Source organism: Streptomyces sp. NPDC050485, assembly GCF_044458185.1.
In the GTDB taxonomy this organism is placed as follows: Bacteria; Actinomycetota; Actinomycetes; order Streptomycetales; family Streptomycetaceae; genus Streptomyces.
Window position 1 is genome coordinate 567,542 of record NZ_JBITHR010000003.1, and the last position, 22,527, is coordinate 590,068.

The window sequence follows — 22,527 nt, forward strand, 5'->3', positions numbered from 1 at the left end:
TGACGGGTGGGCAAGTGACCGGCGCCCGCCTCAGCCCAAATGCCCCGTATCGTTCAGCACCCGCACCGACGCGTTCCCATCCCGGTAATACGCCACCTCCGACAGCGACGCCGCCGACAGTTCCATGCGGAACAGGGACTCGGGGGGCGCCCCCAGGGCCAGTCGCACCAGGGTCTTGATCGGGGTGACGTGGGTGACCGCGAGCACCGTGCGCCCGGGGTACGCGGCGATCAGCCGGTCCCGCGTCGCCGACACCCGCCGCGCCACCGTCGCGAAGCTCTCGCCGCCCCCCGTCGGGGCCGCCTTCGCCGAGGCCAGCCATGCGTCGAGGTCGTCCGCGTACCGCTCGCGCACCTCGGCGAAGGTCAGCCCCTCCCACGCCCCGAAGTCCGTTTCGCGCAGGCCCTCTTCGATGTGGACGTCGAGCCCGAGGCGGGCCGCCACCACGGCCGCCGTCTCGCGGCACCGCCGCAGCGGGGACGAGACGATCGCCTGGACGGTGCCCCGGGCGGCCAGCGCCGCCGCGGCCCGTTCGGCCTGGCCGCGCCCGACGGCCGACAGCTCGGGGTCGGATCCGCCGCTGCCGGAGAACCGCTTCTCGGGCGTGAGCGCCGTCTCGCCGTGCCGCAGCAGGAGGAACGTCGCGGGTGCGCCCAGATCAGCGGCCGACCCCCAGCCGACGCTCGGCGTGGGGGCAGCAACCACCTTGTCCCGTACGGGAGTTGAGGCCGAAGCCGTGGCCCCCGCCAGCGCCGCCCGCGCCCTGGCCGCGCCCGCCGCCGCATCCCCGACCACCCGGGCCGCACCCGCGTCACTGGACAGACCGGACCTGGACAGCTCCGCCATAGAAGACGACGGCTCCCAGCGCCTCCCCCGCTTGCCCGCGTCCATCGCCTCGTTGGCCAGCCGGTCCGCGTGCTTGTTGCGCTCGCGCGGGATCCACTCGTACGACACCTGCGAGGAGGGCAGGATCCGCGCCGCCTGTGCCGCGAGCGGCTTCATGTCGGGGTGCTTGATCTTCCAGCGGCCCGACATCTGCTCCACGACCAGCTTGGAGTCCATGCGGACCCGCACGTTCGCCGCCGGGTCGAGTTCCTTCGCGGCGCGCAGGCCGGCGATCAGCCCCTTGTACTCGGCGACGTTGTTCGTCGCGACGCCGATGTACTCGGCCGCCTCGGCGAGCGTCTCGCCGGTCGCCGGGTCGAGGACGACCGCGCCGTACCCGGCGGGACCCGGGTTGCCCCGGGAGCCGCCGTCGGCCTCGACGACGAACTGCCGTACCGCGGAAGGCACTTACAGACCCGATTCCGACGTACGCACCAGAATGCGGCGGCAGTTCTCGCAGCGCAGTACGGCGTCCGGGGCAGCCGCCTTCACCTCGTTCACCTCGGTGATGTTGAGCTCCAGGCGGCAGCCCTCGCAGCGGCGCTGGTAGAGGCGGGCCGCACCGACGCCGCCCTGCTGCGCGCGCAGCTTGTCGTAGAGCTTGAGGAGGTCGGCCGGTACGGAACCGGCGACGATCTCGCGCTCCTTGGTCACCGAGGCGGCCTCGGCGTCGAGCTCGCCCAGCGCGGCGTCGCGGCGCGTGGTGGCGTCGTCCGTCTTGGCCTGCACGGAGGAGACCCGCTCGGTCAGCTCGGCGGCCCGCTCCTGCGCGGACTCGCGGCGCTCCATGACTTCGAGGACGACGTCCTCCAGGTCGCCCTGGCGCTTGGCGAGCGAGGTGAGTTCGCGCTGGAGGCTCTCCAGGTCCTTCGGCGAGGAGACGGCGCCCGAGTCGAGGCGCTGCTGGTCGCGGACGGCACGCTGGCGCACCTGGTCCACGTCCTGCTCGGCCTTGGTCTGTTCGCGGGCGGTGTCGCTCTCCTCGGTCTGCGCGGCGACGAGCAGGTCGCGCAGCTGCGTGAGGTCCTTGGTCAGGGATTCGATCTCGGCGTGCTCGGGCAGCGAAGTCCGCTTGTGGGCGAGCTGCGACAGGCGTACGTCCAGCGCCTGTACGTCGAGGAGGCGGATCTGGTCGGCGGGCGCGGCGTTCAGTTGGGGGCTCCATCAATAGAAGGGGAAGTGTGGTGGGCGGACCACGGGTCGGTGACCGTCTTCGAGACGTGCACCCTGAGGTCCCAGCCGTGGCGGTCGGAAATCTCGTCGAGCTGGGCGGCGGCCTGCTCGCACCAGGGCCATTCGGTGGCCCAGTGCGCGGCGTCGATCAGACCGAGCGCCGACTCCTTGCACGCCTCGGACACCGGGTGGTGACGCAGGTCGGCGGTGAGGAAGGCGTCTGCTCCCGAGGCGCGTACGGCGTCGAAGAGGCTGTCGCCGGAGCCGCCGCTGACCGCGACCGTGCGGACGGTGGTCCCGGGGTCGCCCGCGACACGGATGCCCTGCGCGGTGGCGGGCAGGACGGCGGCGGCCCGGGCGGCGAACTCGCCGAGCGTCATCGGGTGGTCCAGCTCGCAGAGGCGGCCCAGTCCACGCCGTCCGGCGGGGTCGGTGGGGTCGGGCACGAGGGGGCGTACGACGCGTACGTCCAGGGCGCCCGCCAGCGCGTCGCTGACGCCCGGGTCGGCGCTGTCGGCGTTGGTGTGCGCGACGTGCAGCGCGATGTCGTGCTTGATCAAGGTGTGCACGACGCGGCCCTTGAAGTGGCCGGCGGCGACCGTGGTGGTGCCGCGCAGATAGAGCGGGTGGTGGGCGACGATCAGGTCGGCGCCCAGCTTCAGCGCTTCGTCGACGATCTCCTGAACCGGGTCGACGGCGAACAGGACCCGGCGCACTTCGGCATCGGGGTCGCCGCAGACGGTGCCGACGGCATCCCATCCCTCGGCCCGCTCGGGCGGCCAGAGGGCGTCGAGCGCGGCGATGACTTCAGACAGACGGGGCACGGACACAGGTTACCTGCGCTCCGCGCCCCGCCGGTCGGCCACCGGGGGCTACTTCTTGCCGAGGAAGCCGCGCAGGTCGTCCAGGACCGAGTCGGCGGCGGTGACGCCGAGGCCGAGGTACCAGGTCTCGTCCTTGACGTCCTTGGCCTGCCCGGCCTTGACGGCCTTCAGGTTCTTCCACAGCGGATTTCCCTCGGCGCTCTCCCGCTTGGACTTCTTCGGGTCGCCGTAGACGCCGGTGAAGATCCAGTCGGCGTCGGCCTGGTCGATGGTCTCCGGGCTGACCTCGGTGGCGAGGTCGACGGCCTGCTGGTTCTTGGGGCGCGGGATGCCGGCGTCGTCCAGGATCGTGCCGATGAAGGAGGCCTTGGCGTAGAGGCGGACCTTGCCCGGCAGGTAGCGGAGCATCGTCACGGTGGGCTTGTTCGCGCCGAGGTCCGTGCCGAGCTGCTTCGCCTTGGTCTCGTACGCGGCGAGCTTCGCCTTCGCGTCGGCCGTCTTGTCCAGAGCGGCGGCGTTGAGCAGGAAGTTTTGCTTCCACGGGAAGCCGGGGCGGATCGAGAAGACCGTGGGGGCGATCTTGGCGAGTTCCTTGTACTTGTCGGCGGCGCGCAGCTGGCTGCCGAGGATGAGGTCCGGCTTCAGCGCGGCGATCGCCTCCAGGTTGGGGCTGTTGATGGTGCCGACGTTCTTCGGGTCGCCCGCGCCCTTCTTCAGGTAGCTGGGGATGCCGTCGTCGCCCTCGGTGGGCGCGTAGCCGACGGGCTGGATGCCGAGCGAGACGACATTGTCGAACTCGCCGACGTCGAGGACGACGACCCGCTTGGGCCGCGCCTTGATCTCGGTGGAGCCCATCGCGTGGTTGACGGTGCGCGGGAACTGGCCGGGCTTGGCGTCGGTGCCCATCTTCGCGGTCTTCTCGGCGGCCGCGGCGAAGTCCTTGCCGCCCTGCGCGACGGACTTCTTGCCGCCCGCGTCCGCCTTGCCCGAGGCCGACGCCGAGGTCTTGTCCGCGCTGTCACCGCTTCCGCAGGACGCGAGGGAGAGCCCGGCGGCCACGGCGAGGGCGACGGCGGCGGTGCCGCGGCGGCGTAGGGACATCACAGGCTCCTGTACAGCGGGAATCGAGCGGGGTGCGACGGGCCGCACCGGGCGGCCCAGTACGAGTTAGGTACGCCTTACCTTACATAAAACGTTCCTGCACAGACGCCTCCCCCCGCACAGCGAAATCGCCCGACAGCCACCCTTTGGTGTGAAGCGAGTGGTCTCGTGTTGTTCGTCAGGAAGTGCGAAAACTAGCTTCGGGGGCCGGAGGTGAGCCATCTGATGACGGCTTTGGCCATCGAGACCGCCGCCGGGGGCGGCACGGTCGGGAGTACGGGATTCGCGATCACCGCGAACGGCGCGTACGGCGCGAGGCTGGTGCGGAACGGCGGCGACGGGGACGCCTGGTTCCCGGAGCGCTGGACGCTCGACGGCCCCGAGCCGTACGCGGTGCCGCTCCCCGGCAACCAGCCGGAGGAGCCGGACACGGGGGTGCTGCCCATGGCGGACGGCAGGGTGCTCATCCACCGCCGGGTCGCCGACCGGCACACCTTCGCGCTGCTCTACCCGACCGGCCCCGCCACCGGCGAGCTGCCGCTCGGCGCGGTCGACGCGGCGGCGGGCGCGCTCACGCTGCTCCCGCCGTCCCCGGACGGCAGCTGCGCCTACGCCCTGGCGGCCGGCCCGGACGACAGCGCGCTGTGGCTGGTGGCGGGCGGCGCGTTCGGGCCCGAGCTGGTGGCCCGCGTCAAGGGGCGCTGCTCGGGCGGGGTGTGGCTGGACCGGACCGGCCGGATGCTCGCCCTGGACCGGGATCTCGACGGCCGCACCAAAGCGGTGGCCATCGATCTGGAGCGCGGCGGCGAGGTCACCGAACTGCTCCAGATCACCGAGGACAGCGACGACCGGCTGCTGCTCGCGGACGCCGACAGCGGGCTGATCCTGATCCGCTCCAACGCGCCGGGCCACGACCGGCTCGGCTGGGGCGTGCTCGGCTCCACCCTCCCGGTCCGCTTCCCCGAATGCCTGCGCCTCGCGGACGCGGCCGTGACGCCGTTCGCTGTGCAGCCGGGCCTGGTCCTGATGCCGGAGTCGTGCCAGGTGGCGCTGCGCATCGACGCGGCGAGCGGCAGCTGGCTCGGCATCTGGCGCCCGGCGGGCCGTCATCTGCACCAACTCGCGGCGCCGCAAGGGTGGTTGGCCGGTTCCGGGCTGTGGACCCGGGAGGGGGTGCTGAGGCTCCCGTACAGCACGGACGCGAACCCCTGCGCGGTGCTCGGCGTACCCGCGCCGCCGGACCCCGCGCCCGCCCCGGCGCCGCCCCCCGTCCGGCCCGCCGCACCCAAGCCCGTACCCCTGGCGCAGGCACCCCTGACCGGCCGTCGGCAGCCGACAGGAGATCGTTAGAATCGGCGCGCTGTACGAGGGATACGTGAACACAACAACGGGGTGACCACAGCTCATGTCCAACCAGACCGACACCCGTCCGCAGGGGACGGGGAACGACAGCGCAGGCAAGCACCGGGGCGGGGCCGCGTCGACCGATGACTCGGCGACACCGGCGCACGGACGCCACCGCCGCCACGAGGACGCGAACAGCAACGCCTGACCGGCGGTCGTACGCGCAGAGACCCCCGGGGCCGACCGCCCCGGGGGTCTCGTCCTGTCCGCCGTGCGGTCAGCCGCGTTTGAGCCCGAGCACCTCGGCCGCCGCGAAGGTCTCGTTCGCGGGCCGGTCCTCGTAGTAAGGGGAGATCAGCTCGTCCAGTTCCTGGTACGAGAAGGCCTCCTTCGCCGAGTCGAACTGGGCGGCCACCTTGGGCCGTTCGACGATCGCGACCATCCCGCCGTGCACCACGAGCAGCTGCCCGTTGACCTTGGCGGCCGCCGGGGACGCCAGATAGCCGACGAGCGGCGAGACGTGCTCGGGCGCCAGCGGGTCGAGCTGCCCGTCCCCCGGCTCCTGGCTGCCTGAATTTGCTGGAATGGCTGCGAAAACGTCCTCCGTCATCCGGGTGCGGGCGCGCGGGCAGATGGCGTTGGCCGTCACCCCGTACTTGCCGAGCGCGAGGGCGGTCGAGGTGGTGAGGCCGACGATGCCGCCCTTGGCCGCCGCATAGTTGGGCTGGCCCGCCGAACCGGCGAGGAAGGCCTCCGACGAGGTGTTGACGATGCGGCCGTAGACCGGGCCGCCCGCCGCCTTGGAGCGCTCGCGCCAGTGCGCGGCGGCGAAGCGGGTGGTGTTGAAGTGCCCCTTGAGGTGCACATGGATCACCGAGTCCCACTCGGCCTCGCTCATCGAGAAGATCATCCGGTCCCGCAGGATGCCCGCGTTGTTGACCAGGATGTCGAGCTTCCCGTACGTGTCGATCGCCAACTGGACGAGTTCTCGGGCATGTTGGTGGTCGGCCACGTCCCCGGTGTGGGCGACGGCCCGCCCGCCCGCGGCCCGGATCTCGGCGGCGACCTCCTCGGCGGGGCCCTTCGACGCCTGGCCCGAGCCGTCGCGCCCGGGCTGCCCGAAGTCGTTGACGACGACGGCCGCGCCGAGCCGGGCGAGTTCCAGCGCCTCGGCCCGGCCGAGCCCGCGCCCGGCCCCGGTGACGATCGCGGTCAGGCCTTCAAGTGGCAGTGCTGCCATGCCGGTTGGGTCCTCTCGGGGTCGGAAGGAGGATCAGATTTCGATGCACGTACGGAGGGCTTCCCCGGTACGCATCTGGTCGAGGGCGTCGTTGATCCCGGCGAGTTGCACCCGGTGGGTGATCAGGCTCTCCAGGTCGATCCGGCCCGCCCGCCACAGCGCGATGGCCCGCTCGTAGGAGCGCAGCACGTCGCCGCCGCCGTACAGGGAGGGCAGGATGCGCTTCTCGTCGAAGAACAGCTCGAACATGTTGACCTGGAAGAAGTCGTCCATGGCGCCCGCGCCGACCACGCACAGGGTGCCGCCGCGCCGGGTGTTCTCGTACGCGGTGCGGGCGGTCGCGGACCTGCCGACCACCTCGAAGACGTAGTCGAAGCCCTCGCCCGCGGTGACGCGCTGCTTGGCGTCGGCGAACTCCTCGGGCGAAACCGCCTCCGTCGCCCCGAACGTGAGCGCCGCCGCGCGCCGGGACGCGACCGGGTCGACCGCGACGATCTGCGCCGCGCCCTGCACCCGGGCGCCCTGGATGGTGGAGATGCCGACCCCGCCGCAGCCGATGACGGCGACCGACGAACCCGCCGCCACCTTCGCGGTGTTGATGGCCGCGCCGAGCCCGGTGGTCACCCCGCAGCCGATCAGCGCGGCGATCTCGTACGGCACGTCGTTGGGGATCGGCACCGCGCAGCCGGCCGCGACGACGACCTCCTCGGCGAAGGTGCCGGTGCCCGCAAAGCCGAACACGTCGCCGCCGGGCCGCCTGAAGTTGGGGGTGCCGGCGTTCATGAACCCGGCCAGACAGAGCTGGGTCTGGCCCCGCCTGCAGGACGGGCACGTCCCGCACGCGGGCAGCCAGCACATCAGGACCCGGTCGCCCTGCTTCAGGCTCGTCACGCCGTCGCCCACTTCGATGACCTCCCCGGCCCCCTCGTGGCCCGGGACGAACGGCGCGGGCTGCGGCAGCACGCCGCTCATCGCCGAGAGGTCGGAGTGGCAGAGCCCGGTGGCGCGGACGCGGAGCTTGACCTTCCCCGGGCCGAAGCCGGTCGCCTCCACGTCGTCGAGCACATCGAGCTTGTCCTGGCCGATCTCGTGCAGTACGGCTGCGCGCATGGCGCGGCTCCCCTCAAGTCCCTCGGGAATCGGGTCAGTTGTGTTCCACGGTCGTGTCGGAGAGGACCGGCGCGTCGTCCCGTTCGACGGCCGTCACCGACACCTGGACGCGGCCGGGGCCCGACCACATCCGGATGCGCAGGGTCTCGCCCGGGAAGACGACCCCGGTGAACCGGGTGGCGTACGAGCGGACGCGGGTCACATCGCCGCCGAGCAGCGTGTCCACGACGGCCTTGAGCGTCATCCCGTACGTGCAGAGCCCGTGCAGGATCGGCCGGTCGAAGCCCGCGAGCTTGGCGAAGTCGGGGTCGGCGTGCAGCGGGTTCCAGTCCCCCGACAGGCGGTAGAGCAGCGCCTGCTCCTCGCGGACGTTCCGCTCGATCACCTGGTCGGGGGCCCGGTCGGGCTGCTCGACGCGCGCCGAGGGCCCCCGGTCCCCGCCGAAGCCGCCCTCGCCGCGCACGAAGATCTGCGCGTCACTGGTCCACAGCGGCCCGTCCGCGTCGGCGGCCTCGGTGCGCAGGACCAGGATGGCGGCCTTGCCCTTGTCGTAGACGGCGGCGACGCGGGAGGTCGAAGTGGCCTTGCCCCGTACGGGGATCGGCCGGTTAAGGGTGATGGTCTGCCCGCCGTGCAGCACGGCCGCCAGGTCCACGTCGATGCCGGGCGCGGAGAGCCCGCCGACCACGCCCATCCCGGCGCCCGCGACGGTCGCGAAGGAGGGCAGGACGTGCAGCCGGGACTCCAGGGTGTAGCGCAGCTCGTCGGGATCGGTGGCCGGGCGGCCCGCCCCGAGCCCCAGGTGGTAGAGCTGTACGTCCTTGTGGTCCCAGGTGATCTCGGTGGACCGGGGCTCGGCGGCGACCGCCTTCGCGGCATCAATGGGCATGTGGATGCTGCTCCTTGAGCGTTGTGCGGGCACGGGGAAAGACCTCGGCGCGGTCGTCCGCACCGTCGGCCGCACCGAGGCCGTACTGGACCGGGCCGAGGACCCGTTCTAGAACGCGTTCTAGGCCGATGGCCCCTAGGTATAGCGCACGCCCCGGCAGTTGGGAAGTCTCCTGACGCTACGTCAGATCTGCTCGCGGGCGCCCCGCACCATGACATTTGTCCTGACCAGGTCCGTACAAGCGCATCTGGGGCGCCCCCGCCGCGCTCCGTAGGTTCGAGGCATGACGCAGACGACGACACAGAGCGCCACCGCGGTCCGCTTCAGCGGGGTGGTCAAGTCCTACGGGGCGGTCCGGGCCGTGGACGGGGCCGAGCTGACCATCGGGCGCGGCGAGACCGTGGCGCTGCTCGGCCGCAACGGGGCCGGCAAGTCCACCACCATCAGCCTGCTGCTCGGCCTGAACGAGCCCGACGCGGGCGAGGTGCGGATCTTCGGGCGGACCCCGGAGGCGGCCGTACGGGCCGGTCTGGTCGGGGCGATGCTCCAGGAGGGCAGCCCGATCGCCCGGGTGACCGTGCGGGAGCTGGTGTTCTTCATCGCCAGCATGTACCCGCAGCCGATGCCGGTCGCCGAGGCGCTCGGCCTCGCCGGGCTCACCGAGTTCGCCGACCGCCGGGTCGACAAGCTCTCCGGCGGCCAGACCCAGCGGGTCCGGTTCGCCATGGCGCTGGCCGGCAACCCCGAACTGCTGCTGCTCGACGAGCCGACGGCCGCCCTCGACGTGGCGGCGCGCCGCGCGTTCTGGGAGTCGATGCGCGGCTATGCCGGGCGCGGCAACACCGTGCTGTTCTCCACCCATTACCTCGAAGAGGCCGACGACAACGCCGACCGGATCGTCGTCATCGACCAGGGCCGGATCGTCGCGGACGGGCCCGGTGAGCGCATCAAGCGGGCGGCCGGCGGCAGCCTGGTCTCCTTCGACCTCGCGGGCATGCCGACCGAGGGGCTCGGGCTGCTGCCCGGGGTGGCCTCCGTCGAGATCCGCGGCGACCGGGCCCGGCTGCGCACCGACGACTCGGACGCGACCGTCGTCGCACTCGCCGCGATGGGCGCCGTCCGCCGCCTCGAAGTGGCCCCCGCCAGCCTCGAAGACGCCTTCCTCTCCCTTACCGCACGCGAAAGCGAGACCGTCTGATGGTCGAGTACATCAAGCTGGAGATGCGGCGCACGCTCCGTGACGCCTCCTTCGTGATCTTCGGCATCGGGATGCCCGTGCTGATGTATCTGCTCTTCACCAACATCGGCGGCGGCGACGGCAACGGCGCCGACTGGAAGGTCCAGTCGATGATCGGCATGGCGGCGTACGGCGCGCTCGGCGCGGCCATGAACGCCGGGACCGGGGTCGCCGCCGACAAGTCGATCGGCTGGCTGCGGCAGCTGCGGATCGCCCCGCTCCAGCCGGCCAGGGTGGTGACCGGGCGCGCGATCAGCGGCTCGGTGACCGTACTGCCCGGCATCCTCGCGGTGCTCCTGTCCGGCGCGCTGATCAACGGCGTGCGCATGGACGCCTGGCAGTGGATCGTGCTGACGCTCCTGCTGTGGATCGGGGCGCTGCCCTTCACGATGCTCGGCCTCGGCACCGGCTACCGGCTGTCCGCGCAGGCCACCGGCGTGGTCAACGTGGCCTGTCTGATGGGGCTCGCGATCCTGGGCGGGCTGTGGTTCCCGGTCTCGGCCTTCCCCACCTGGCTGCGCTCGATCGCCGAGTACACTCCGACCCACCGCTTCGCCGACCTCGGCTGGGCCACCTCGCAGGGCCACGCCCCGAGTGCGGCCACCATCGCGCTGATGACAGCCTGGCTGCTGGCCTTCGGTTCGTACGCCGTGTTCTCCTACCGTCGGTCCGCGCGGACCGCGTGAGCGCACGGGCACCGGGGCCGGGCGAGCGCATGAACCATCAGTACGGGGAGAACACGATGCCATCACTGCTGCCGAAGCTGCCGCCACGGGGTGAGTGCCCGAAGGCCGAGGCGTTCCCCGGCCCGCCCGCCAACGGCTACGCCTTCCTGCCGTGGCTGCTGATGGGCACCGGCGCCGTCATCGAGGTGGCCAAGGGCAAGGCGGGTTACCCCTGGCTCGGCGGTCCCGGAATCCTCGCCTTCGCCGTGCTGTACGGGAAGGTCGTCTTCCGCGCCTTCGACAAGAAGCGGCGCGACGAGCGGGCCACCTTCGTCCTGCTCGGCGCGCTGGCCGCCGTCACCTACGCCCTCGGACTCGGCTACGGCGGCAGCTGGCTGCTGTTCTTCCCGCTGCTCTCGCTGTCCTGCGGCGCGGTGCTGCGGGACAAGCGGCTCGGCTTCGTGATCATGACGCTTGCGGTCTCGGTGGGGGTGATCTCGGGGATCCGGACCGGCGACCCCTGGTCCAACATGACCATCGCGTACGGGACGTTCATGTCCGGCATGGTGATCGCCGCGCTGCTCACCCTGTCCGAAACGGTCCGCGAACTGCGCGACACCCGGCAGGAGTTGGCCCGTACCGCAGTCGAGAAGGAGCGCCTGCGCTTCTCCCGCGACCTGCACGACCTGCTCGGCCACACGCTGTCGGTGATCGTGGTGAAGTCGGAGGCCGCCCGCCGGATCGCACCGCGCGACCTGGACGCGGCGCTCGGCCAGGTCGCCGACATCGAGTCGGTCGGCCGGCAGGCCCTCACCGAGATCCGCGAGGCCGTCACCGGCTACCGCGAGGGCAGCCTCGCCACCGAACTCGACCGGGCCCGCTCGGCCCTGAGCGCCGCCGAAGTCGAGCCGGTGGTACGCCAGTCGGGCCCGCCGCTGCCCGCGCAGGCCGAGGCGCTGCTCGGCTGGGTGGTCCGCGAGGCCGTCACCAACGTCGTACGCCACAGCGCGGCAAACCGCTGCGACATCGTGGTCGACGGCACGCCGGAACGCGTGACCCTGACGGTCACCGACAACGGCAAGGGCGCCCCCGCCGAGCCCTCCCCCGCCCCCCGCATCGGCGGCACGGGCCTCAAGGGCCTCACCGAACGCCTCGCCGCGGCGGGCGGCTCCCTCACCGCGGGCCCCGCCCCCCGCACCGGCTTCCGAGTCACCGCCGAACTCCCGGTAGACCCCAAGGACACCGCCCTGGACGCCGAACTGACCACGGCCCCGGGCAACGGCTGAGCAGCGGCCGCGCATCCCCTTGACCCGTGGAGATGGAGGGACAGCCTGCCCGTGTCAGCCGCTTGCCCCTCCCTCCAAGTTCCCCTGCATTTCTACCAGTTGAGGGTTCTGGCCGCTGAGGCGGTCTTGACGCGTCTCGGCGAAGGAGCGACGGTCGAGCAATCGGGCACAATCGGACCAACTCGGGGAGAAGTCATGAGCTTCCGTTTCCTGGGGATCATCCCGAACACCGGCAAGGACGACTCGCCCACCATGTGGCTTCACGAGGAGACCGGGGATCTACTGATCCAGTCGTACAAGGCCACGGAGGAAGAGGTGAAGAAGTGCCAGGAGATCGGCTCAATCCCCGGGCACGGTACGGACGTTCCGGATCACGAGACGATCATCCGGCTGCCCAAGGTCATGATCCAGTACATTCCTCGCCCGGACGGAGACTCCGCCGATGAAGCCCCCGGCACGTGAGCCGCTGGCTCAGGCCCGGCGGTCGGCAATTCACCTTGAGGTCCGTGACCACTACCACAGCACAGACCCTGACTTCCTTGCGTGGCGGGAGGGACGCCTCAAGTTCACCCGGGACAACAGGGCGGACTGGTGGGAGGGTTGGCACGACGTCGTGCACGCTGCCGTGGCCCGAGGAGTGGCAGTCCGTCGCGCCCGCGTCGTCTCCGAGCCGCTGACTGAGTACGTGCGCTGGGAGTACGACTACGCCGTGACCAACGTCGCTGCGGGCGAGCAAGTCCGTTGGCTCCCTCGGCGCAAGGCCAAGGATCTGGCGGTACCCGCCGTGGATTTCTGGGTCTTCGACGGCGAGTTGGTGCTGTTTCACCACTTCAGCGGGAACGGCACGCTGGTCGAGCGTGAGTACGTCACAGACACTGCGTTGGCCGCTTGGTGCACCGAAGCCTTCGAGGCGGTCTGGAAGCGGGCCACACCACACGAGGAGTACAAGCCGGTCTAGTGCAATCAGCATCATCCAGTGTCCAGGAAGCCCGGCAAGCGCTGGCCAACCGCCTACGGGAATTGGCCAAGGATGCCAGGCTGGACGGCAAGGATCTCGCCGCACTATGCGGCTGGCATCCCCCCAAGGTGTCTCGAATCTCGACAGCGAAGACGCAGCCCAGCGTGGACGACATCCGGGCCTGGTGCCGAGCCTGCGGCGCCGAGGACCAGGCAGAGGACCTGATTGCCTCGCTTCGCGCCGTTGAGGGCACATGGCTGACTTGGCGACGGCTGGAGCGCGCCGGGCTGAAACGGTCCCAAGAGGAACGGCTACCGCTGTACGAGCGCACTCGCCGATTCCGCTCGTACAGCGTGTGGGCCCTTCCCGGACTCCTTCAGACGTACCAGTACACCGAGGACGTACTTCGGACGATCCAGCAACAACGGGTGCCACTTGACGATGTGGCCGACGCCGTGGCGGCGCGCATGGAACGTCAGCGGGTGCTGCGTGAGGGGCAACGGCGCTTCGCGTTCCTGATTGAAGAGCCCGTTCTCCGAAACACGCTCAGCACCGAGGAGGCACAGGAAGAGCAGCTAGAGCACCTGCTTTCCATGAGCCGTATGCCGAACGTCAGTCTCGGCGTGGTCCCGGTGGCCCAGCGACGTTGCCAACTCCCGGTAGAGAACTTCTGGATCTACGACAACGCCCAAGTCAACGTTGAGCTCGTGTCCGGCTACCTCACGCTGACGCAGCCGAGCGAGGTGAAGGCATACGCCGACACGTTCGCCACCCTGGCCGCGATGGCGGTCTACGGAGCGAAGGCGCGTGCACTGATCAACAGGGTGCGTGACTCGCTCACGTAATTGACGTGCAATCGCGCGCAATCGGTTGGGAGTTGAGGCATGTGGATTCCTAGCGTGGTGGTCACCAAACCACGCGAGGGGATGGCGATACAGCGATGACTGAACCACGGACCTACCCACAGCCACCAGTCGAGCTGGCTGCGTTTGTCGATGACTACCTATACGGCTGCGATCCAGTGGAAGCGTGCGGAGTGTGTACGGCGCTGTCGGCAGAGCTGTCCGAGGCGCGCGAGGCCAAGAAGTGGGGAAGCGCGTACGACGCTGCGGCGGAGATCAGAAACCATCCGCATCCGGTTAAGGGGTAGCCCAGGGCAGCGCTGGCCGAGGCTCTCCGCTGCCCTCGCCGTACTCTGTGGCCCATGGACGAGATGCCCGAGAACCACCGACCTGCCAAATCCGTAAGAGTCCTCCTCGCCGAGGACCAGGGCATGATGCGCGGCGCGCTCGCCCTGCTGCTCGGGCTTGAGGAGGACATGGAGGTGGTCGCGCAGGTCTCGGCGGGCGACAAGATCGTGCCCGAGGCCCTCAACTCCCGCCCCGACGTGGCCCTGCTGGACATCGAGCTGCCGGGCCGCAGTGGTCTGGACGCGGCCGCCGACCTGCGCGAGGAGGTGCCGGACTGCCGGGTGCTGATCCTCACCACGTTCGGCCGCCCCGGCTATCTGCGCCGCGCGATGGAGGCCGGCGCGGCGGGCTTCCTCGTGAAGGACGGCCCGGTCGAGGACCTCGCGGAGGCGATCCGCCGGGTGCTGCGCGGCGAGACGGTCATCGACCCGGCCCTCGCGGCCGCCGCCCTCAGCGCGGGCCCCAGCCCCCTGACCGCCCGCGAACGCGACGTGCTGAACGCCTCGGTGGACGGGGCGACCGTCTCCGACATCGCGGGCAAGCTGCATCTGTCGGAGTCGACGGTACGGAACTATCTGTCGTCGGCGATCGGCAAGACGTCCACCCGCAACCGCATGGAGGCGGTACGAGCCGCCCGGCAGCAGGGCTGGCTGTAGCCGACGTGGGGACGCCTCAGCGTTTGGCGGGGCTCACCGCCCTGGGCAGCCACACCAGCGCCAGCACCACGCTGCCAAGGAGCACGAACCCGCCGACGCGGAAGGCGAGCGCATAGCCCGCCGTGAGGGACTCGGCGCTCTGGACCGCCCCCGTCCGCGACGCCGCCACCGTCGACAGCACCGCGAGCCCCAGCGCCCCGCCCATCGTCCGGGACGTGTTGATGAGGCCCGACACCAGCCCCGCCTCGCTGGGCGCGGCGCCCGAAGTGGCCAGTGCCGCAAGGGGAGTTGTGGCGAGGCCCGCGCCGGTCATCATCAGGACACCGGGCACCAGGATCGACAGCCAGTACGGATCGTCCGCCCGCATGGTGGACTGCCAGCCGAACCCCGCCGCGGTCACCAGCATGCCAAGGACGGTCAGGTTCCGGGCCCCCGTCCTCGGCATCAGGCGCGGCGCCAGCTTCGAGCCGAGGACGACGCAGAGCGAGCTGGGGATCAGGGCGAGTCCGGCGTCCAACGGGCTGTAGCCGAGCACGTTCTGGGCGTACAGCGTCATGAAGAACCAGGTGCAGAACATCGCCGAGCCGCACACGAACATCACCGCGTTCGCGGCCGAGACCGCCCGCAGCCGGAACAGCCGCAGCGGCATGAGCGGCGCCTTCGTACGCGACTCGACCACGAGGAACGCGAGCAGCAGCGCGAGCCCGCCGACCAGCGGGACCAGCGTCCCGGACGCGCCCCAGCCTCCCTGTTCGGTCTGGACGATGCCGTACGAGAGCGTCGCGAGCCCGGCCGTGACGAGGACGGCGCCGGGCAGGTCGAGGCGGTGTCGCTCACCGGCCCGCGACTCGGTGATCCAGAGCGCGGCGCCGAGCAGGACGAGTGCGCCGACGGGCACGTTGATGAGCAGCACCCAGCGCCACGACAGCGCGTCGGTGAGGAGGCCGCCGACGAGTCCGCCCGCCGCGCCGCCGCCCGCGCCGACCGCCGCCCAGGTGCCGATCGCCCGGGTGCGCGCGGCGCCCTCGGGGACGGCGGCGGTCAGGATGGTGAGGGTGGCCGGCGCGAGCACGGCGGCGCCGAGTCCCTGCGCGGCACGGGCGATGAGCAGCTGCCAGCCCTCCTGGGCGAGTCCGCCGCCGAGGCTGGCCGCGGTGAACAGCCCGAGCCCGACGAGGAACATCCGCTTGCGTCCGTACAGGTCACCCGCGCGGCCGCCGAGGAGCATGAACCCGGCGAAGGCGATGGCGTACGCGTTGACCACCCACTGCAGTCCGTCGGCGCTCATGCCGAGGCCGCTGCGCATCGAGGGGAGGGCCACGTTGACGACGGACACGTCGAGCACGACGAGGAACTGGCCCGCGCAGGCGGCGAGTACGACCGGCCAGGTGCGAGGGGTTCGGGTGGGCGCGGATATGTGGGTGTCAGCGGGGGCTTGGGGCATGCGGGTAATGGTTGCAGCTAGCAGGTGGCCCTTGCATCCATTTCTGGCCGCAATCCCGACGGTCCGAAGGTCCTAGGACCGAAGCCCTCCGCGGCCCCCCCTACCCCCTCCGCAGCACCGTCACCACCGCCGCCCCGCCGAGACCGATGTTGTGCGCGAGGCCGACGCGCGCGTCGGGGACCTGGCGCGGCCCCGCCTCGCCGCGCAGCTGCCACACCAGCTCCGCCGCCTGCGCGAGCCCCGTCGCGCCCAGCGGGTGGCCCTTCGAGATCAGACCGCCGGAGGGGTTGACCACCCAGCGGCCGCCGTACGTCGTCGCCCCGGACTCCACGAGCTTCCCGGACTCCCCCGCTCCGCACATCCCCAGCGCCTCGTACGTGAGCAGCTCGTTCACCGAGAAGCAGTCGTGCAGCTCGATCACATCGACGTCCTCGATGCCGAGGCCGGAGCGTTCGTACGCCTGCCGCGCGGCCTCCCGCGACATCGGCTGTCCGACCGCGTCGATGCAGCTCCCCGAGGCGAACGACTCCTCCGTGTCGGTCGTCATCGCCTGGCCCGCTATCTCAACTGCCTTGGATTGCAAGTGGTGTTGGGCGATGAACCGTTCAGATACGACCACGGCTGCCGCCGCGCCGTCCGACGTCGGCGAGCACTGGAGCTTGGTCAGCGGGCGGTGGATGGTCTTCGCGGCGAGGACATCCTCGACCGAATAGGCGTCCTGGAACTGGGCGTTGGGGTTGTTCGCCGAGTGCCGGTGGTTCTTGGCGCCGACCGCGGCGAGCTGCGCCGCGGTCGTCCCGTACCGCTCCATGTGCTCGCGGGCCGCGTTGCCGAAGATCTGCGCGGTGGGCGGCGACATCTCGAAGCCGTGGCGGGCCGCCATGACGCCGTAGTGGCGGGCCACCGGCGAGGTGGCGAAGTCCCCGCCGTCCGAGCCGCCGCCGAGCGCGCCCCGCTTCATCTTCTCGAAGCCCAGCGCGAGCACGCAGTCGCTGATGCCGCCCGCCACGAACTGCCGGGCCAGCATCAACGCGCTCGCTCCCGTCGCGCAGTTGTTGTTGACGTTGTAGACGGGGACCCCGGTCAGACCCAGTTCGTACGCCGCCCGCTGCCCCGCCGTCGAGGCCTGGAAGCAGTAGCCGACCGGGACCTGTTCCACCAGGCCGTACGGGATTCCGGCATCCGCCAGCGCCGCGCTCCCCGCCTCCTTCGCCATGTCCCAGTACTGCCAGTCCCGGGACTCCGGCTTCTCGAACCTGGTCATGCCTACGCCGACGATGTAGCTCTTCACGTCAAGGGGACCCTTCAGTCTCGGGGCAGGCCGAGGATGCGCTCGGCGACGACATTGAGCTGGACCTGGGTGGTGCCGCCCGCGATGGTCAGGCAGCGCGACATGAGGAAGCCGTGCACGGCCCGCTCGCCGGGGCCTTCGGCGACCGCGCCGTCCGGGCCGAGGAGTTCCAGGGCGAGCTCGGCGATCTTCTGCTGGTGCGGGGTCTGGACGAGCTTGCGGACGCTGGCCCCCGCGCCCGGCTCCAGGCCGGACACCTGCCGCATCGTGGTGCGCACTCCGATGCAGGCCAGCGCGTGCGCCTCGGCGGCCAGCGCGCCGATCCGGGCCCGGTACGCCCCGTCGAGGTCCCCGGCGCGGGCGATCAGCGCTTCGAGGCCGGTGTCGAAGGTCAACTGGTCGGCCATGTGGACGCGTTCGTTGCCGAGGGTGTTGCGGGCGACCCGCCAGCCGCCGTTCACCTCGCCGACCACGGAGTCTGCGGGCAGCAGCGCCCCGTCGAAGTACACCTCGTTGAAGAGGGAGTCCCCGGTGATCTCCTTCAGGGGGCGGATGTCGATCCCGTCCGTCCGCTTCATGTCGACGAGGAAGTACGTCAGGCCCTGGTGCTTGGGGGCGTCCGGGTCGGTCCTGGCCAGCAGGATGCCGTAGTCGGCCCACTGCGCGGCGCTCGTCCACACCTTCTGGCCGGTGACGCGCCAGCCGCCGTCCTCGGTGCGTTCGGCCCTGGTGCGCAGCGAGGCGAGGTCGGAGCCCGCGCCGGGTTCGGAGAAGAGCTGGCACCAGAGCAGTTCGCCGCGCAGGGTGGGGCCGAGGAAGCGGTCCTGCTGCGGCCCGGTGCCGTACGCGAGGAGCGAGGGCACCACCCAGGTGGCGATCCCGAGGTCGCTCACCTTGACCCCGGCGCTCTTCAACTCCTCCTGGATCACGAGTTGTTGGACCGGGCCCGCGCCGAGTCCGTACGGGGCGGGCAGGTGCGGGGCCGCGTACCCGGTGGGTGCGAGGGCACGGCGCACGGCGCCCGGGTCCAGGCCCCGTACGCTCTCGATCGCGGCGCGCGCGGGCCCGCGGAAGTTCTCGGCCTCCGGCGGCAGCTCCATGCGCAGTTCCCGGCGCGCTCCGCCGCGGGCGAGCCGCACGGCCCGCAGCCGGTGGGTGTCCCCGGCTCCGAGCAACTGGCGGGCGACCAGGGCCCGGCGCAGATACAGATGGGCGTCGTGCTCCCAGGTGAAGCCGATGCCGCCGAGGATCTGGATGCAGTCCTTGGCGCAGGTGTACGCGGCGTCCAGCGCGGTGGCCGCGGCGAGCGAGGCGACGAGGCCTCGCACCTCGGCGGGCTCGTCCATGGCCCGCGCCGCGTCCCACACCAGCGCGCGGGCCTGCTCGACCCGTACGAGCAGGTCCGCGCAGAGGTGCTTGATCCCCTGGAACCGGCCGATGGGGCGCCCGAACTGCTCCCTGACCTTGGCGTAGTCGGCCGCCGTCTGAAGTGCGCGGGCCGCGGTGCCGCAGGACTCGGCGGCGAAGAGGACGGCCGCGAGGTCGCGGACCAGCGCGGAGTCGAGGTCCAGGACCCGGCCGGCGGGGACCACCACGCCCTCGGCGCGCACTTCGGCGGTGGGGCGGGTCGGGTCGGTGCTCTGGTGCGTACGGATCCGCAGCGCTTCGGCGTCCACCGCGAGCCACAGCGTCCGGTCGTGGGCCTCGGCCGCGAGGATCACCAACTCGGCCTGGCCCGCGGTCAGTACCGGCGGCGCTGCGCCGTCGAGCAGCCAGCCGCCCGCGCACCCGACGGCGGTGAGCGTCCCCGCCCCCAGGGCCACGGCCGCGGTCCGCCGCCCTTCGGCGATGTCCGCGAGGAGGTCCTGGTGCCGCCCGGCGCGGCGCAGCAGCTCGGCTGCGAGCACACCGGAGAGGTACGGTCCGGGCAGCGCCGCCCGCCCGGCCTCCTCCAGGACGACGGCGAGCTCGGGCAGAGCGCCCCCGCCGAACTCGGCGCCGAGGTGGATCCCGAGCAGCCCCTGTTCGGCGAGCCCGTCCCAGTACTCCGGCCGGGCCCCGGCCGCCCCGGGCGCGTCCAGGAGTTTGCGCACCTCCTCGACCGGCACGGCACGCGCCAGCCAGCCCCGCACCGCCTCGGCGAGCTCCCGCTGTTCTTGCGTGATCGCGATGCCCATGTACGCCCTCACCCGTCGCCGGACCCGGAACGGCGCAAGAGTAGAACACGTTTCAATCTGACGGAAGGTCAGATCGCCATGACCTTCCCCGGCGGGGCCCTGAGCTTCCGGACCCCGCCCGGCCGAGCCCGCGCCGGCGGCGTACGGCACCATGGACCGCCCACACACCTACGACCCAGAGGAGCCGGGCCGTGGCCACTGTCCAGCCTCAGATCCTGGCCGCCTTCGAGGCGGCCAAGGGCTTCATGCCCGTACGGGAAGGCCTGGCGCTGTACGCGGCGGCCACCCGGGCCGGGGCGCTCGGGCTGCCGCTCCTGGAGGTCGGTACCTACTGCGGGCGCTCCACGATCCTGCTCGCCGAGGCCGCCCGTGCGAGCGGCACGGTCGCGGTCACCGTCGACCACCACCGCGGCAGCGAGGAGCAGCAGGCGGGCTGGGAGTACCACGACCCGACGGTCGTCGACCCGGAGGTCGGCGCGATGGACACGCTGCCCACCTTCCGGCGGACCCTGCACGCGGCCGGTCTGGAGGACCATGTGATCGCGGTGGTCGGACGCTCGCCGCAGGTGGCGCGGGTGTGGGGCGGGCAGCTCGGCTTCGTCTTCATCGACGGCGGGCACACCGACGAGCACGCGAGCGCCGACTACGAGGGCTGGGCGCCGAAGCTCGCCGAGGGCGGCACGCTGGCCATCCACGATGTCTTCCCCGACCCGGCGGACGAGTTCACCGGCCAGGCCCCGTACCGCATCTACCTGCGGGCCCTCGAATCCGGCGCCTTCACCGAGGTCTCGGCGACCGACTCCCTGCGCGTCCTGCGGCGCACGGCCGCCGCACTGTGACATTCCGCGGCGCCGGGTACGCGGCTCTCCGCGGCCCGCGGAAGGGGCGCGGGGAACTGTGCGACCAGCCACGCCCGGCCCGCGGCCAACGAACGCCACTCCCCGCGGAGCGCTTAGCATCGCAGCGTGTCGTACGACAGCGAGTCACAGAACTCTGACAGCCGGTCGCGCCGTATGCGCGGCCGGGCCCTCGTCGTCCTCGCCGCCCTCGCGCCGACCGCGCTCGCGGGGTGGCTCGTCTGGCAGGCGATGGGCGGGCCCGGCGGGCCGGACGACAAGCCGCCGCGGGTGCTGCCCCTGCCGAGCCGCACCGAGCAGTCCGCGCGCCCGGGACCGGGTGCCGCGACGGTGACCGTGACGGCCACGCCCGGCTCCCCCTCGACCCCGGCCCCGTCAAAGGGCCAGCCCGGCGGCGGACCGCTCGCCGGAAAGACCGTCGTCATCGACCCCGGTCACAATCCGAAGAATTTCCAGCATACGACCGAGATCAATCAGCAGGTCGACATCGGAACGAACAAGAAGGAATGCGACACCACCGGCACCGAAACCAACGACGGTTATACGGAGGCCGAGTTCACGCTCGATGTGTCGCACCGGGTCAAGGCGATCCTCGAAAAGCAGGGCGCGAAGGTCATCTTCACCCAGGACGACGACCACACATTCGGCCCGTGCGTGAACGAGCGCGCCCGGATCGGGAATCAGGCCAAGGCGGACGCCGTGGTGTCGGTGCACGCGGACGGCGCGGAGGAGGGCCAGCGCGGCTTCCATGTGATCCTGCCCGCGCTGGTGAAGGGCGGCGCCGCCGACACCGCGCCGATCATGGGTCCTTCGCGTGAACTCGGTGTGCGGATCGCGGGGAAGTTCGTCCAGGACACCGGCATGAACGCCTCCAACTACGTGGGCGACGGCACCGGTCTGGACACCCGCAGCGACCTCGGCGGGCTCAACCTGTCGACCGTTCCGAAGGTGTTCATCGAGTGCGGCAACATGGGAGATTCCCGGGATGCGGCGCTCCTGAAGAGTGCGGACTGGCGCCAGAAGGCGGCCCAGGGCATCTCGGACGGCATTACGTCGTTTCTCCGCGGGTAGGCTCCCGACCCGCCGTACGGCCCACGGACGCAGACGATAGATTCTTCCGCACAGGGGGAACCACCTAGAGCTTCACGCCGTGTGCACGTACACCGGCGGCAGCGATGACCGCCCCGACGAGACGACATAAAAGAGGACTTTTACGTGAACATCCGCTCCCTCACACGAGGCGACGGCGTGGTGATCGGTGCAGCGGTGGTGCTGTTCATCGCCTCGTTCCTGGATCTCACCTCCGCGCCGAGCTGCTCCGGCCAGTTCTGCCCGAGCGTCAGCGCTCCGAACGCCTGGGACTCGCTCTCGCTCCTGATGAGCATGTTCCTGTCCGGCATCATCGGTGCCGTGCTGGTGGTCGTCGGCCGTTCGCTTCCGCAGCCGAAGAAGGTCGCGGGCCTGGACCTCGTGCAGTTCGGTGTCGCGTTCACCGTCTTCGCCGCGTGGACCGCGTTCTGGACGATCATCGACGCGCACGGCTCCGGCGCCGGCATGATCCTCGGCCTCATCGCCACGCTGGCACTGGCCGCGGGCGCCGTCGCCTCCCCGCTGGTCGCCGCGCTGAAGGCGCCGCTGGTCGGCACCCCGGCCCCGGCCGTCGGCCAGCCCTACGGCTACCCGGGCGCGGCCCAGCCGGCCGGCGGCTACGGCTACCCCGGCGCCGCCCAGCAGCCGTACGGCGCGCAGCCGGTCGACCCGAGCCTCGGCGGTCAGCCGCAGGCCCAGGCGCAGCCGTTCGGCGCGCAGCCCGCCCCGGACCTGAACAAGGACGCCCAGGCGCAGCCCGCCACGGCCGCCGCCCCGGCCGGTGACTTCGCCCCGTTCTGGTTCGCGGTCCCGGTCGCCCGCCCGCTGTACGCGGAGGACGGCTCGCCCACCCCGATCGCCGAGCTCGCCCCCGGCACCTGGTACCTGGCCGTCGACCAGCGCGGCCCCGGTCTGGTCGCCCAGACGCAGGACGGCCGGCGCGGCGTCCTCCAGGACACCACGGGCATACAGCGCGGCTGATCTCCCGGCACCTCCAACGGCCCCCCGCCCCTTCCGGATGCTGTTGGTTAATCCGGGGGTTCGCGTGACGTCGGCCTTCAGGACCTGGTTGTGGTCTTGAAGGCCGACGTTGTCGTATGGGGTGTGGGTG

The 22,527-nt window shown here is 71.5% G+C and carries 22 protein-coding genes; 12 read left to right on the forward strand and 10 right to left on the reverse strand.

All coding sequences use genetic code 11. The annotated features are described in order from the left end of the window. Positions 1-30 precede the first annotated feature (30 nt). The 4 genes from ACIBK6_RS09160 to ACIBK6_RS09175 are packed head-to-tail and all read right to left on the reverse strand — an operon-like array spanning position 31 to position 3,983. Complete coding sequence (locus ACIBK6_RS09160; protein ID WP_399050118.1) at positions 31-1,293, reverse strand: bifunctional RNase H/acid phosphatase; 1,263 nt, start codon at positions 1,291-1,293, stop codon at positions 31-33. Continuing rightward, entirely contained in the window at positions 1,294-2,037 is a 744-nt protein-coding gene (locus ACIBK6_RS09165) for a zinc ribbon domain-containing protein (RefSeq protein WP_399050188.1), read from the reverse strand. It abuts the gene before it with no gap. Continuing rightward, the gene (locus tag ACIBK6_RS09170; protein ID WP_399050120.1) at positions 2,034-2,882 is read right to left on the reverse strand and encodes a Nif3-like dinuclear metal center hexameric protein; all 849 of its coding nucleotides are present in this window, start codon (positions 2,880-2,882) and stop codon (positions 2,034-2,036) included. The genes ACIBK6_RS09165 and ACIBK6_RS09170 overlap by 4 nt, the downstream gene beginning before the upstream one ends. A 48-nt stretch (positions 2,883-2,930) precedes the next feature. Continuing rightward, a complete protein-coding gene (locus ACIBK6_RS09175) occupies positions 2,931-3,983 on the reverse strand; it encodes an ABC transporter substrate-binding protein (protein ID WP_399050121.1) in 1,053 nt (350 codons plus the stop codon). A 225-nt stretch (positions 3,984-4,208) separates the two neighbouring features. Between ACIBK6_RS09175 and ACIBK6_RS09180 the strand changes: the two genes are divergently transcribed. After that, the gene (locus ACIBK6_RS09180; protein WP_399050122.1) at positions 4,209-5,333 is read left to right on the forward strand and encodes a hypothetical protein; all 1,125 of its coding nucleotides are present in this window, start codon (positions 4,209-4,211) and stop codon (positions 5,331-5,333) included. Positions 5,334-5,388: 55 nt separating this feature from the next. Then, the gene (locus ACIBK6_RS09185; protein WP_399050123.1) at positions 5,389-5,535 is read left to right on the forward strand and encodes a hypothetical protein; all 147 of its coding nucleotides are present in this window, start codon (positions 5,389-5,391) and stop codon (positions 5,533-5,535) included. A 69-nt stretch (positions 5,536-5,604) separates the two neighbouring features. Here the strand turns inward: ACIBK6_RS09185 and ACIBK6_RS09190 are convergent, their stop codons facing one another. From ACIBK6_RS09190 to ACIBK6_RS09200, 3 genes are read right to left on the reverse strand one after another with little or no spacing between them, the layout of a single operon-like run. Beyond that, the gene (locus ACIBK6_RS09190; RefSeq protein ID WP_399050124.1) at positions 5,605-6,567 is read right to left on the reverse strand and encodes a 3-oxoacyl-ACP reductase; all 963 of its coding nucleotides are present in this window, start codon (positions 6,565-6,567) and stop codon (positions 5,605-5,607) included. Positions 6,568-6,600: 33 nt separating this feature from the next. After that, positions 6,601-7,677 (reverse strand): Zn-dependent alcohol dehydrogenase, encoded by a 1,077-nt coding sequence (locus ACIBK6_RS09195; protein ID WP_399050126.1) that lies wholly within the window; start codon positions 7,675-7,677, stop codon positions 6,601-6,603. Positions 7,678-7,711: 34 nt separating this feature from the next. Then, entirely contained in the window at positions 7,712-8,566 is an 855-nt protein-coding gene (locus ACIBK6_RS09200) for a MaoC/PaaZ C-terminal domain-containing protein (protein WP_399050127.1), read from the reverse strand. A 283-nt stretch (positions 8,567-8,849) separates the two neighbouring features. Between ACIBK6_RS09200 and ACIBK6_RS09205 the strand changes: the two genes are divergently transcribed. The 7 genes from ACIBK6_RS09205 to ACIBK6_RS09235 all read left to right on the forward strand — a co-directional run bounded on the left by ACIBK6_RS09205 (position 8,850) and on the right by ACIBK6_RS09235 (position 14,558). Beyond that, positions 8,850-9,764: an ATP-binding cassette domain-containing protein gene (locus tag ACIBK6_RS09205; RefSeq protein WP_399050129.1), complete on the forward strand. Its 915-nt coding sequence runs from the start codon at positions 8,850-8,852 to the stop codon at positions 9,762-9,764. After that, a complete protein-coding gene (locus tag ACIBK6_RS09210; protein ID WP_399050131.1) occupies positions 9,764-10,489 on the forward strand; it encodes an ABC transporter permease in 726 nt (241 codons plus the stop codon). Before ACIBK6_RS09205 ends, ACIBK6_RS09210 begins: the two co-directional genes overlap by 1 nt. A gap of 56 nt (positions 10,490-10,545) precedes the next feature. Continuing rightward, complete coding sequence (locus ACIBK6_RS09215) at positions 10,546-11,754, forward strand: sensor histidine kinase (protein ID WP_399050133.1); 1,209 nt, start codon at positions 10,546-10,548, stop codon at positions 11,752-11,754. 195 nt (positions 11,755-11,949) lie between these two features. Next, positions 11,950-12,216, forward strand: coding sequence for a hypothetical protein (locus ACIBK6_RS09220; RefSeq protein ID WP_399050135.1), 267 nt, complete (start codon positions 11,950-11,952; stop codon positions 12,214-12,216). Further along, positions 12,197-12,712: a DUF6879 family protein gene (locus tag ACIBK6_RS09225; protein WP_399050137.1), complete on the forward strand. Its 516-nt coding sequence runs from the start codon at positions 12,197-12,199 to the stop codon at positions 12,710-12,712. The genes ACIBK6_RS09220 and ACIBK6_RS09225 overlap by 20 nt, the downstream gene beginning before the upstream one ends. Then, positions 12,712-13,557 (forward strand): helix-turn-helix domain-containing protein, encoded by an 846-nt coding sequence (locus ACIBK6_RS09230; RefSeq protein ID WP_399050139.1) that lies wholly within the window; start codon positions 12,712-12,714, stop codon positions 13,555-13,557. Before ACIBK6_RS09225 ends, ACIBK6_RS09230 begins: the two co-directional genes overlap by 1 nt. 359 nt (positions 13,558-13,916) lie before the next feature. Continuing rightward, positions 13,917-14,558: a response regulator gene (locus ACIBK6_RS09235; RefSeq protein ID WP_399050140.1), complete on the forward strand. Its 642-nt coding sequence runs from the start codon at positions 13,917-13,919 to the stop codon at positions 14,556-14,558. A gap of 16 nt (positions 14,559-14,574) precedes the next feature. On the opposite strand, the gene ACIBK6_RS09240 is transcribed toward ACIBK6_RS09235, so the two are convergent. The 3 genes from ACIBK6_RS09240 to ACIBK6_RS09250 all read right to left on the reverse strand — a co-directional run bounded on the left by ACIBK6_RS09240 (position 14,575) and on the right by ACIBK6_RS09250 (position 19,470). Next, the gene (locus tag ACIBK6_RS09240) at positions 14,575-16,002 is read right to left on the reverse strand and encodes an MFS transporter (RefSeq protein WP_399050142.1); all 1,428 of its coding nucleotides are present in this window, start codon (positions 16,000-16,002) and stop codon (positions 14,575-14,577) included. Positions 16,003-16,102: 100 nt separating this feature from the next. Beyond that, positions 16,103-17,293, reverse strand: coding sequence for a lipid-transfer protein (locus tag ACIBK6_RS09245; RefSeq protein ID WP_399050143.1), 1,191 nt, complete (start codon positions 17,291-17,293; stop codon positions 16,103-16,105). A 14-nt stretch (positions 17,294-17,307) separates the two neighbouring features. Continuing rightward, a complete protein-coding gene (locus tag ACIBK6_RS09250) occupies positions 17,308-19,470 on the reverse strand; it encodes an acyl-CoA dehydrogenase (protein WP_399050145.1) in 2,163 nt (720 codons plus the stop codon). Between the two features lie 245 nt (positions 19,471-19,715). Here ACIBK6_RS09250 and ACIBK6_RS09255 point away from each other — a divergent pair, with 245 nt between their 5' ends. The 3 genes from ACIBK6_RS09255 to ACIBK6_RS09265 all read left to right on the forward strand — a co-directional run bounded on the left by ACIBK6_RS09255 (position 19,716) and on the right by ACIBK6_RS09265 (position 22,397). Continuing rightward, positions 19,716-20,309, forward strand: a complete 594-nt coding sequence (locus ACIBK6_RS09255) for a class I SAM-dependent methyltransferase (protein ID WP_399050190.1) — start codon at positions 19,716-19,718, stop codon at positions 20,307-20,309. A 126-nt stretch (positions 20,310-20,435) separates the two neighbouring features. Continuing rightward, on the forward strand, positions 20,436-21,398 hold the full coding sequence (locus tag ACIBK6_RS09260; RefSeq protein ID WP_399050146.1) for an N-acetylmuramoyl-L-alanine amidase: 963 nt from the start codon (positions 20,436-20,438) through the stop codon (positions 21,396-21,398). 144 nt (positions 21,399-21,542) lie between these two features. Beyond that, positions 21,543-22,397, forward strand: a complete 855-nt coding sequence (locus ACIBK6_RS09265) for a hypothetical protein (protein ID WP_399050148.1) — start codon at positions 21,543-21,545, stop codon at positions 22,395-22,397. Positions 22,398-22,527 lie beyond the last annotated feature (130 nt).

Coding starts and splice junctions, on each gene's coding strand:
- ACIBK6_RS09240 (WP_399050142.1), bottom strand. CDS start 16,002: ATGCCCCAAGCCCCCGCTGACACCCACATATCCGCGCCCACCCGAACC.
- ACIBK6_RS09220 (WP_399050135.1), top strand. CDS start 11,950: ATGAGCTTCCGTTTCCTGGGGATCATCCCGAACACCGGCAAGGACGAC.
- ACIBK6_RS09190 (WP_399050124.1), bottom strand. CDS start 6,567: ATGGCAGCACTGCCACTTGAAGGCCTGACCGCGATCGTCACCGGGGCC.
- ACIBK6_RS09255 (WP_399050190.1), top strand. CDS start 19,716: ATGCCCGTACGGGAAGGCCTGGCGCTGTACGCGGCGGCCACCCGGGCC.
- ACIBK6_RS09205 (WP_399050129.1), top strand. CDS start 8,850: ATGACGCAGACGACGACACAGAGCGCCACCGCGGTCCGCTTCAGCGGG.
- ACIBK6_RS09180 (WP_399050122.1), top strand. CDS start 4,209: ATGACGGCTTTGGCCATCGAGACCGCCGCCGGGGGCGGCACGGTCGGG.
- ACIBK6_RS09195 (WP_399050126.1), bottom strand. CDS start 7,677: ATGCGCGCAGCCGTACTGCACGAGATCGGCCAGGACAAGCTCGATGTG.
- ACIBK6_RS09215 (WP_399050133.1), top strand. CDS start 10,546: ATGCCATCACTGCTGCCGAAGCTGCCGCCACGGGGTGAGTGCCCGAAG.
- ACIBK6_RS09210 (WP_399050131.1), top strand. CDS start 9,764: ATGGTCGAGTACATCAAGCTGGAGATGCGGCGCACGCTCCGTGACGCC.
- ACIBK6_RS09200 (WP_399050127.1), bottom strand. CDS start 8,566: ATGCCCATTGATGCCGCGAAGGCGGTCGCCGCCGAGCCCCGGTCCACC.
- ACIBK6_RS09250 (WP_399050145.1), bottom strand. CDS start 19,470: ATGGGCATCGCGATCACGCAAGAACAGCGGGAGCTCGCCGAGGCGGTG.
- ACIBK6_RS09235 (WP_399050140.1), top strand. CDS start 13,917: ATGGACGAGATGCCCGAGAACCACCGACCTGCCAAATCCGTAAGAGTC.
- ACIBK6_RS09175 (WP_399050121.1), bottom strand. CDS start 3,983: ATGTCCCTACGCCGCCGCGGCACCGCCGCCGTCGCCCTCGCCGTGGCC.
- ACIBK6_RS09185 (WP_399050123.1), top strand. CDS start 5,389: ATGTCCAACCAGACCGACACCCGTCCGCAGGGGACGGGGAACGACAGC.
- ACIBK6_RS09225 (WP_399050137.1), top strand. CDS start 12,197: ATGAAGCCCCCGGCACGTGAGCCGCTGGCTCAGGCCCGGCGGTCGGCA.